The organism is Mycobacterium sp. (genome assembly GCF_032162105.1).
In the GTDB taxonomy this organism is placed as follows: Bacteria; Actinomycetota; Actinomycetes; order Mycobacteriales; family Mycobacteriaceae; genus Mycobacterium.
On sequence record NZ_JAVRPS010000250.1, the window covers coordinates 1 to 9,123 of the forward strand.

Genomic DNA, 9,123 nt, shown 5'->3' on the forward strand with positions numbered 1-9,123 from the left:
TGCACCGGTACTTCGGGCTGCCGTTCTACCGGGCGATGTTCCAGGCGGCGGGTTTCGCCGACGACGTGGCCGCATTCGATGCCGCTTCACCCGACGTCGACGCGCAGAAGCTGGCCATCAGTGAACGATTCATCGATCACCTGTGTGCCATCGGCGACGACGCCGCGGTCCGCAACGGGGTGCAGCGATACCGCGACGCGGGGGTCACCAACCCCGTGCTGACCGCCATTCTCGGCACCGACTTCGAACCCACGTTGCGCGCTGCCGCCTGCGACCCCGCAACCATTCCCTCGTCAGCACCAGCGGGCACCTGGTCCGCATTCGGACCAGTAGAAAATCAGTAGAAATGGAGAACCATCATGGGACAGCTCAACGATAAGACCGCCCTGGTCACCGGCGGCACGTCAGGTATCGGTCTTGCCGCCGCCACGCGGCTGGCGGCTGAAGGCGCGCATGTCTTCATCACTGGCCGCGACAAGCAACGCCTCGATGAGGCACTCGCGTCAATTGGTCCCTCGGCCACCGGTGTTCGCGGGGACGTCACCGACCCCGACGATTTGGACAGCGTCGCCGACGCCATCAAGGCACACGGACATGGTCTCGACGTCGTGTTCACCAATGCCGGTGGGGGAGGGTTGGCTCCGTTGGCCGATATGACACCGCAACACGTCCTCGACACGTTTAACCGCAACGTCGGCGGCACCATCTTCACGGTGCAGAAAGTCTTGCCGCTCTTGAACTCTGGTGCGTCGATCATCCTGTCCGGCTCCAGCACAGCCTCCAGTGGTTACCCCGCGATGGGGGCGTACGCCGCGTCGAAGGCGGCGGTCCGGTCCTTCGGCCGGACCTGGGCGGCTGAACTGGCGCCTCGGCAGATCCGGGTGAACACGTTGGTTCCCGGGCCGACTGAGACGCCGGGACTCACGGGCAGCGCACCGGCTGGTCAAGAACAACAGGTGCTGGCCGGCTTTGCGGCAACGGTTCCGCTGGGCCGGGTCGCACAACCCGAGGAAATCGCCGCTGCAGTCCTGTTTCTGGCCAGCGACCAGAGCAGCTTCATGACCGGCGCCGAACTGTCCATCGACGGCGGCCAGGAACAGGTCTAAGTACCGTCGGCTTGGCGGCGCGACCGCCAATCTGAATGGTGCAGCCCGTGTTTCACAGGGAGACGGGCTGCACCGGGGTGGCAGCGGCGCCAGCACCACGCCGGCCCGTCCCGCAGTGCGGAGATCCTGCGCGCGGGCACAAGTGGCATCGGCCCGACCCGGGGGGCGGCCGGTGCCGCCACGGGTGCAATCGGGTGCCCGCCCGCGGCATGGTTGTGCGGTCAGGGAGATCAATGGATGGGACCCACTATGGCTTCGAACGAAGAGATCATCCGCAATCTATATGCGGTCGCAGAGAAGGAACCCAAGAAGTTTCGATCGCTGTTCACCGAGAACGGCTACTGGTGGGACGTAGCGTCAGGGGCGAAGTACATCGGCGACGACGTCGCACTCGCGGCCGACATCTACTCGACGGCCTTCCCGGACATGCACCGCGAACTCCACGACCTCTACTTCGACGGTGATGTCGTCGTCGTTCGACTGTCACTGAACGGGACTCACAAAGGCGACCTTCCGATGCCCATCGGAACGATTACCGCTACCGGTAAGGAGATCAGCGTCCCGTCCTGCGATGTGTTCACCGTCGAGGGCGGGAAGGTCAGCGTGTTCGAGTGCTACTACTCCGGAACCATCATGCTCGGCCAAATCGGTGTGCTGGCAAATCTGGAAGATTCGTTGAAGAAGTAACGGCTCAGCCGGGCACGCGAGAGTCGCTCGCGCGCGTCGACTACGCCATTCAGTGCTGCACGATGTGAATGAAATTGTCTTCGGCATCACGGATCGCCGTCGAACGAATTCCTGGCGCCAGCTGCTTGTCGCGCCAGATGATGGGTACGCCCTTGTCGCGGAGTTGGTCGGTTGCGCGTTGAAGGTCCTCGACAGCGAAGGCGAGGAACTTGTTCCCTTTCGGCAGTAGATGATGTGGGGGCTCGGCGCATAGGCTGGGCACGGTCGTTACGGTCGGCCCGTCGCCCTCGATGAGTTCAAGCTGGGTTCCCGCTCCCGCCAGAAGCACGACATTGGCCCCGTCAATCCTGACGCGCGCATGCTCGGTGAAGCCCAGAACGCTTTGGTACCACTGCGAGGATCGGTCGAGGTCAGCGACGACGACCACGGTGCAGGCAAAGGCCAGCGAATCCAGGCCGCGGCCCTGCGCGCTGACCGCGGCATCAAGGTGTTGACTATCGGTTGTCATGGGCTGTTCTCCTCATTGCGTCCACTCGGACAGGGTTGCGACCTAGGGCTTGCGTGATGGCGGCGCGTCGCCATCAGGGTGATCGATCTCCAGTGCCCGGATGATGAAGTCCGCGGCGAGTTCGGCGTGGGCCTTGACCGCGGCTGGGTCCAGCGGGTCAGCGGGGTCGAAGTGGCGCGCAAGCGGCCCGAGAGTGAATTGCGCGGCGGCACCGTGGGCGAGCATGAAGTTGAAAGTCCGCAGCGAGATCGGCCGCGTCCGTCCGGTGGCGACAAGGTGATCGAGCAGGCGCTGCACCGGTGCGAGCGCGGGTTGGATGTATGTGTTGTACATGTAAGCCAACCGCTCGGTATCTTGCCGGCCTTCGATGTTCATCAGGCCCAGCAGCTCAGGGCGCTCGGCGGAATACTCCAAGAAGGTGCGCATGGTGACTCGCAACTGCTCGAGCGGGTCGGTCACGGTGGGGTCGAACGCCATCGCCAACCGCAGAACAAGAGGTTGGAATGCCCAGTCGACGGTGGCGTACCACAGCGCTTCCTTCGAGCCGAAGCGGCCGTTGAGGGCGTTGTGGCTAACGCCCAACTCCCGGTTGAGAGTTCGCAGCGCCACACCGTCATACCCGTGGGTGGCAAAGGCTTTCAGCGCTGCACCGAGGATGTCGTCCAGCGACGCGGGCGAATCGTCGCGGCGTGGCCGGCCACTCGGCCTGCGTCGCGACGGCGCACTCATGGTTTCCATTCTGCATCCTCAGGCGGCCGTGACGGCGCATCTACATGTTCAGGGTAACCATTAATATGATACACGACAAATAGTTATTTGTCGCATATCAGTATGACGCACGCCGCGGCGTCGTCAACCGGGACTAACCGTTCGGTTCCAACCGCAGACCCTCGACGATCAGATCCGACACCAGCCGGGCGTGGTCTTCGATGGCAGCGGGGTCACCCGGGGGTACCGGGTCGAACAGAATCGCCAGCGGCACCAGGCTGTAGATCGCGGCTGCACCGTGCGCAACCAGAAAGTGGAACTCCCGCAACGAGATCGGGCGAATCGCCTTCCGTTCGGCGAGGTGCAGCAGGAGCCGCCCGACGCCCGTCAATGCCGGCTCGATGTAGTTGTCGTAGATGTAGCTCAACCGATCGGTGTCCTGGCGGGCCTCGATGTTCATCAGTGCAACCAACTGTGGGTGGGCTGCGGAGAACACGACGTACCGGCGGATCGCCAGCCGCAACTGTTCGAGTGGCTCGGTCAGGGTTGGATCGAAGATGCCCTGCATGATGCGCAGGAGAGGGCCGAAGCCGAAATCGACCGAGGCGCGCCACAGATCGTCTTTGCTGCCGAAGCGCTGATAGATCAGATTGTGACTGACGCCGAGCTCCCGGTTGAGCATTCGCAGCGAAACGCCTTCGTACCCGTACGTGGCGAAAGCCACCAGGCCCGCTTCCAGGATGTCCTCCAGCGGCGTCGAGTCCGCCGTCTTCGGGCGACCGCGGCGCCCCTGCGATGCCCGGGTAGAAACCATGTGACAAATTATGCCAGACGCAGCGACAACATTTATATTGACAACTATCAACTTAAGCTCTATCGTAGGCGCAGAACGGTTCGGCAGCCACAGGAGATCTCCCATGACGCAGACGCTTGAAACTCCGGTCTTGATCGCTGGTGCCGGTCCGACGGGTCTCGTCCTCGCCAGCGTGTTGTCGCATTACGGCATCAATTGCGTTCTCGTCGAACGCAACACGCACACGACCCGATTCCCGAAGATGGACGTCACCAACGGGGCCAGCATGGAGCTGCTGCGGCGGTTGGGTGTCGACGCCGAGTTGCGGCGCGTGGGGGTGGCGCCGCAGCATTCGTTCGACGTGATCTTCGCTCCCGGGCTCGACGGCCCGGAGATCACCCGCTGGCGATTGCCCTCGGTCGACGAGGAGTGGGCGACGCTGCGGGGCTCGCCCGACGGGGCCCGTCCGGGTCAGCCATGGCAGCGTTGCTCGCAAGCAATCTTTGAAGCGGTGATGATGGATCGCTGCCGGCGCGACCCGTTGATCGACGTTCGCCAGGGGTGGCAGTTGCAGACCTGCGCTCAAAACGGCGACGTGGTGGAAGCCATAGTCGTGGACGACACAGGTGACGCACTGAAGATCCGGGCTGGATACCTGGTCGGATGTGACGGCGCGTCGAGCGTGGTCCGCAGCGAGCTGGGCATTGCGATGGAGGGCGCCAAGGATATTACCGCGTTTGCCCTGGTGCACTTTCGTTCCAGCGATCTGGCCAATCTGCATGCGCTGGGCCAGTTCTGGCATCTGTACATCACCGACGGGGCGATCCTCATCGCGCAGGACGAGGTCGACACCTGGACACTGCACAAGGATTTGGGGCTCGTCGACGATCCCGATCCGATCGGGGATCCCCACGAGTTCGTCGCCCGGGCATTGGGCCACCCGGTCAAAATTGATGAGGTATTGGCCTCGAGCGTGTGGCGGCCCAACGCGCTGCTTGCGGATCGATACGGGCGGGGTCGAATCCTGCTCGCCGGTGATTCGGCCCACACGATGGTCCCGACCGGCGGTTTCGGAATGAATACCGGACTGGGTGACGCGTTCAACCTCGGGTGGAAGCTCGCCGGCCTGCTGCACGGCTGGGGCGGAACAGAGCTGCTGGCCAGCTATGAGGCCGAGCGACGCCCGGTCGGAGATCGCAATCGCAACGCGTCCGTTGAGAATGTGCTGATCCATTTGCAGTCCCGCGACATGATCGACCCAAATCTCATCGGTCAGGACAGCGACGACGGGCGCGCGCACCGGGCGGTCGTCGCGGAATTCTTCACCACCAATAATGCCGAAAACCTCAGCCTGGGAATCGAACTCGATGTCCGCTATGACGACTCACCGATCGTGTGCGCCACCGATGGTGAAACACCTCCATGGGATCGGCGCATCTTCGTGCCTACTGTGCTACCCGGCCACCGCGCGCCGAACGTCGTTGTTGGCGAGCGCGAAACCTTGTTCGACCAGTTCGGCCACGGTTACACCCTGGTCGACGCCGTCTCCGGACCCAGCGAGGCCAAGCTACTCCTGGACGAAGCCGAACTGGCGGACGTGCCGGTTCGTCATCTGATCCTCGACGACCCTCGGTTGTGCCAGCTGTATCGCCACAGTTTGGTTCTCGTCCGCCCGGACCTGCACATCGCCTGGAGCGGAACTGCCGTCGCCGACCCCGCCGACATCATCGCGCGTGCGCGCGGCGCGCTATGACAAGCACACCCTCAAGGCTCCCACTCCACAGGAGACACTCATGAAGAATCACCACGCGATCGCAGTCGACGGGCACGCCGACCTACATAGCGAGCACGGACCCAACCCAGGCGAGCACAGCGGGCGCTCCGTCAATCCGACGATCAAAGTCACCGACCTGGCCTGGCTCGAGTTCGAGAAGCCGGACCTCGACCGTGCCGAGACATTCGCGCGTGCCTTCGGTTTCGCGGTCGCCGCACGCGAACCCAAGACCTTGTATCTGCGTGGTTCGCTGCCGGGCACGCCCGCTGTGGTCATCCGCAAAGGCGTCCGGTCCCGGTTCGTCGGCCCGACGTTCAAGGCGGCCGACGCGTCGGATCTGCACACGCTGGCGTGGGTGAACAATCGGCGGGTCGAACCACTCGATGAACCTGGTGAGGGTCACGTCGTGCGCCTGTGCGACCCGAGTGGAATCGCCGTCGGGGTCTACCACGGGCAACACGATCTGCCGGCCCTGCCCGAACAGCGGGTGCACACACTGAACTTCGGCAGCGATCGTCCGCGGATCAACGCGACTCAGCGTCCGCCCAGCGAGCCCGCACAGGTGCAGCGCCTCGGGCACCTGGTCATGCAGACACCGCACTTCCTTCGCAGTCTGAACTGGTATCTGGACACCCTCGGGTTGATCGTGAGCGATTTCCAGTACGTGCCCGGCCAGCGCGACCGCGGTCCGGCGCTCGCGTTCATCCGCTGCGATCGCGGACCGGTCCCGTCCGATCACCACACTCTGGCCCTCCGCCTCGGAACCGTGGCCGGCTATGACCATTCCGCATATCAGGTCACCGACCTGGACGCGGTGGCCGCCGGCGGCGAGTACCTGCTACGCCGAGGCTACGAACGCGTCTGGGGCATGGGCCGCCACATTCTGGGCAGTCAGATCTTCGACTACTGGCACGATCCCGACAAGCTGATGGTCGAGCACTTCACCGACGGCGATCTGTTCGACAACTCCATAGAACCCGGCTGGGCTCCGCTGACCGCATCCGGACTCTACCAATGGGGACCACCGATCAACCGGAAATTCTTGGGCACCAACCCATCTCCACGGATGATCCGCGACATCGTGAGAGCTCTGCGTGACGACAACGAACTCGATGTCTCCCGGCTGGTCGCGATGGTGAAGGGCATGAGCCAGTGACTGCCGACTACCCCGCGTGGCGGTTCGCATGAGCGCCGCCCGACGTCAGATTGACAACCCCCAACGAAAGGTTCGAAATGCACATCGCCACCATCGTCCTTAGCGCGCTTCTCGCGGTAGCGTTCCTCGGCTCGGGCGGTCTCAAGCTCGTCGGCGCCAAACAGTCATTGGAGATGCGCGACCAGCTGCGTGTCGGGGCGCAACTATGGCGCGTGGTCGGCGCGCTGGAGGTCGCAGGCGGTCTGGGACTGGCCATCGGCTTCGTCGTTCCGGCACTTGGTATCGCCGCCGCGGTCGGTCTCGCCCTGCTGATGGTTGGTGGGATCGCTTCTCATGTCCGCGTGGGGGACCTTCGCCACGCCGGCCCCGCCGCGCTGCTCCTCGTGCTCAGTGCCGTGACGGCGGGCTTATTGGTCACGTCGCATTGATCGATTGTTCAAAACCGTCCGAGATCACAAAGGAGTGAAACCATGTCTGACACAACGGAATTACACCAGCCCAGCGTCGCCATCACCGGGGCGGGCAGCGGGCTGGGGCGCGCATTGGCGATCAAGCTCGCGGCGAAGGGCTATCGCGTCTTTGGCACGGCACGATCGGAACAGCATGTCGCCGATCTACTGGAGGTGTCCAGTGGCGGCGTCGCACTGACCCTTGCCGACATCACCGATCAGAGCGCTGTCACGGCCTGGGTGGACAAGGTTTCGGAGGAGTTGGGTGAGCGCGGACTCGACGTGCTCATCAGCAATGCCGGCACTCTCACGCCCGGGCCGCTTGAAGTGATCCCGTTGGACGACATCAGGCGAGAGTTCGAAGTGAATGTCTTCGGCGCGTTAGCCGTGATCAACGGGTTTCTTCCGGCGCTGCGCAAGTCGCGCGGCCGCATCCTCCAAATCGGCGCGATGACCGGCCGGTTTCCGGTGCCGTTCGACGGTCCGTCCAGCGCCTCCAAGGCGGCATTCGAGGCGTTGGCCGACGTCTATCGCGCCGAGCTCAAGCCGTTCGGGGTCACGTTCGTGATGGCTCAAGCCGGCAACATGCGCACCGGAGGACCCGCGAAGACAGCCGCCGCCCTGAAACGGTTGGCGGACTCCATGACCGGCGAGCAGCGCGCACTCTATGGCGATGTCTTCGGCAAGTTCAGCGATGCGCTCAACAACATGCAGAACGCCGGTCTGAGCGCTGAGGCGTCCGCCGACCGGGTGATCGAGCTGGTCGAGCAAGTGCCCCCGCCAATCCGCGCGGCCGTTGGCGACGACGCGGAACAGATCCTGCGCCTCGTCCTGGAAAAGTCCGACACCGAACTGGATGCCCTGCGACTGCAGCTCATCGGAGCGGGCGATGCCTAGCCAATTGCCTTCTCCATCAAGCACTGCAACCGAGTCACACCAACTAGAGCGCACGTCGCTGCGCCGTTCGGAAGGCTAGCCCATGTCTCATGTCTTGATCACCGGCGGCGGAGGGTTGGTCGGGCTGAATACCGCCCGCGCGTTCGCCGCCGAAGGTACTTCAGTCGTGATCACCGCTCGTCACGGACACGACCAAATCGACAAGGCGTTGGGTGATCTGCGCGAGCTGGTCACCATCGAACCGGTGGAGTTCGCGCGCAGCGGGGAAGTGTTCGACCTGTTCAGCCGGTACGACTTTCAATCGGTGATACACGCTGCACAGGCTCACCAACACGCACAGACCCGCACGGCGAACCGGGGCAACTACGACATGATCTTCAATTGCCTGGAAGCCGCCGAGGCCACAGGAGTGAAGCGCCTCGTACTCGTCAGCTCGATCGCCGTGTATGGCGGCATCGCACCGCCATTCGCCGAAGACGCGCGCTTTCCGGTGCAAGCGACGGTCGATGACCATCCCGACGCGATGGCTGCCTTTGCCGCGCCCGATGGGAGCAGGGCACTAGCGCTGCCGGCGTTCGAGGTCTCCGTCAAACGATCCCTGGAGCGCATCGCACTCGACTATGCCGCGCCCTGGCAGATGGGCGGGTCGGCGACGGTGCACACCAATCAGAAGCTGAACCAAAACCGGCTCGACGTCGCCGTGCTGCGGATACCGACTCAGTTCGGGCCCGGTTACAAGGAGATGGGCAGTCCCATCAGCCGTGCCGTTCATACGATCGCAGGCAGGGGAAATCTGATGGCGGGCGCGGGATACATGGGGGTGCCGCTGTCGCAGCTGTGGAGTGTGATCGCAGTGTCGCCACTGACCTATGTTCGCGACACGGCCAGTGCGCTCGTGGGCCTGGTTCGTGCCGACGCCCTTCCGCATCGCATCTACAACCTGTCCAGCGGCTACACCACCAGCGCGCGCGAACAGCTGCTTGCGCTCTATCGGACAAGACCGCATGTCGCGCCGCAAGTGGACCTGGATCCGGAAACGCTTCGG

General features: G+C 63.8%; 11 protein-coding genes. 8 read left to right on the forward strand and 3 right to left on the reverse strand.

All coding sequences use genetic code 11. From position 1 onward, the window contains the following. From QOC69_RS12480 to QOC69_RS12490, 3 genes are all read left to right on the forward strand, one after another. A partial coding sequence (locus QOC69_RS12480; protein WP_526439851.1) for a hypothetical protein occupies window positions 1–344 on the forward strand: 344 nt, incomplete at its 5' end. A gap of 15 nt (window positions 345–359) precedes the next feature. Next, window positions 360–1,106 carry an SDR family NAD(P)-dependent oxidoreductase gene (locus tag QOC69_RS12485; RefSeq protein WP_526439853.1) on the forward strand — a complete coding sequence of 249 codons (747 nt, stop codon included), beginning with the start codon at window positions 360–362 and terminating at the stop codon, window positions 1,104–1,106. Between the two features lie 249 nt (window positions 1,107–1,355). Continuing rightward, window positions 1,356–1,793, forward strand: a complete 438-nt coding sequence (locus QOC69_RS12490) for a nuclear transport factor 2 family protein (RefSeq protein ID WP_526439855.1) — start codon at window positions 1,356–1,358, stop codon at window positions 1,791–1,793. A gap of 49 nt (window positions 1,794–1,842) precedes the next feature. Here the strand turns inward: QOC69_RS12490 and QOC69_RS12495 are convergent, their stop codons facing one another. From QOC69_RS12495 to QOC69_RS12505, 3 genes are all read right to left on the reverse strand, one after another. Further along, window positions 1,843–2,301, reverse strand: coding sequence for a VOC family protein (locus tag QOC69_RS12495; RefSeq protein ID WP_526439857.1), 459 nt, complete (start codon window positions 2,299–2,301; stop codon window positions 1,843–1,845). 42 nt (window positions 2,302–2,343) lie between these two features. Then, window positions 2,344–3,030 carry a TetR/AcrR family transcriptional regulator gene (locus QOC69_RS12500; RefSeq protein WP_526439859.1) on the reverse strand — a complete coding sequence of 229 codons (687 nt, stop codon included), beginning with the start codon at window positions 3,028–3,030 and terminating at the stop codon, window positions 2,344–2,346. Between the two features lie 133 nt (window positions 3,031–3,163). Then, window positions 3,164–3,823: a TetR/AcrR family transcriptional regulator gene (locus tag QOC69_RS12505; protein ID WP_526439861.1), complete on the reverse strand. Its 660-nt coding sequence runs from the start codon at window positions 3,821–3,823 to the stop codon at window positions 3,164–3,166. A gap of 103 nt (window positions 3,824–3,926) precedes the next feature. Between QOC69_RS12505 and QOC69_RS12510 the strand changes: the two genes are divergently transcribed. The 5 genes from QOC69_RS12510 to QOC69_RS12530 all read left to right on the forward strand — a co-directional run. After that, a complete protein-coding gene (locus QOC69_RS12510) occupies window positions 3,927–5,555 on the forward strand; it encodes an FAD-dependent oxidoreductase (protein WP_526439863.1) in 1,629 nt (542 codons plus the stop codon). 40 nt (window positions 5,556–5,595) lie between these two features. Then, window positions 5,596–6,732 carry a VOC family protein gene (locus QOC69_RS12515; protein WP_526439865.1) on the forward strand — a complete coding sequence of 379 codons (1,137 nt, stop codon included), beginning with the start codon at window positions 5,596–5,598 and terminating at the stop codon, window positions 6,730–6,732. A 77-nt stretch (window positions 6,733–6,809) separates the two neighbouring features. Then, the gene (locus QOC69_RS12520; protein WP_526439867.1) at window positions 6,810–7,160 is read left to right on the forward strand and encodes a DoxX family protein; all 351 of its coding nucleotides are present in this window, start codon (window positions 6,810–6,812) and stop codon (window positions 7,158–7,160) included. 42 nt (window positions 7,161–7,202) lie between these two features. Further along, window positions 7,203–8,078 (forward strand): SDR family NAD(P)-dependent oxidoreductase, encoded by an 876-nt coding sequence (locus tag QOC69_RS12525; protein WP_526439869.1) that lies wholly within the window; start codon window positions 7,203–7,205, stop codon window positions 8,076–8,078. A gap of 94 nt (window positions 8,079–8,172) precedes the next feature. Further along, a partial coding sequence (locus tag QOC69_RS12530) for an NAD-dependent epimerase/dehydratase family protein (RefSeq protein WP_526439871.1) occupies window positions 8,173–9,123 on the forward strand: 951 nt, incomplete at its 3' end.

What these genes read in the sequence shown, in the direction of transcription:
- QOC69_RS12485 (WP_526439853.1), top strand. Translation starts at nt 360, where the DNA reads ATGGGACAGCTCAACGATAAGACCGCCCTGGTCACCGGCGGCACGTCA.
- QOC69_RS12490 (WP_526439855.1), top strand. Translation starts at nt 1,356, where the DNA reads ATGGCTTCGAACGAAGAGATCATCCGCAATCTATATGCGGTCGCAGAG.
- QOC69_RS12495 (WP_526439857.1), bottom strand. Translation starts at nt 2,301, where the DNA reads ATGACAACCGATAGTCAACACCTTGATGCCGCGGTCAGCGCGCAGGGC.
- QOC69_RS12500 (WP_526439859.1), bottom strand. Translation starts at nt 3,030, where the DNA reads ATGAGTGCGCCGTCGCGACGCAGGCCGAGTGGCCGGCCACGCCGCGAC.
- QOC69_RS12505 (WP_526439861.1), bottom strand. Translation starts at nt 3,823, where the DNA reads ATGGTTTCTACCCGGGCATCGCAGGGGCGCCGCGGTCGCCCGAAGACG.
- QOC69_RS12510 (WP_526439863.1), top strand. Translation starts at nt 3,927, where the DNA reads ATGACGCAGACGCTTGAAACTCCGGTCTTGATCGCTGGTGCCGGTCCG.
- QOC69_RS12515 (WP_526439865.1), top strand. Translation starts at nt 5,596, where the DNA reads ATGAAGAATCACCACGCGATCGCAGTCGACGGGCACGCCGACCTACAT.
- QOC69_RS12520 (WP_526439867.1), top strand. Translation starts at nt 6,810, where the DNA reads ATGCACATCGCCACCATCGTCCTTAGCGCGCTTCTCGCGGTAGCGTTC.
- QOC69_RS12525 (WP_526439869.1), top strand. Translation starts at nt 7,203, where the DNA reads ATGTCTGACACAACGGAATTACACCAGCCCAGCGTCGCCATCACCGGG.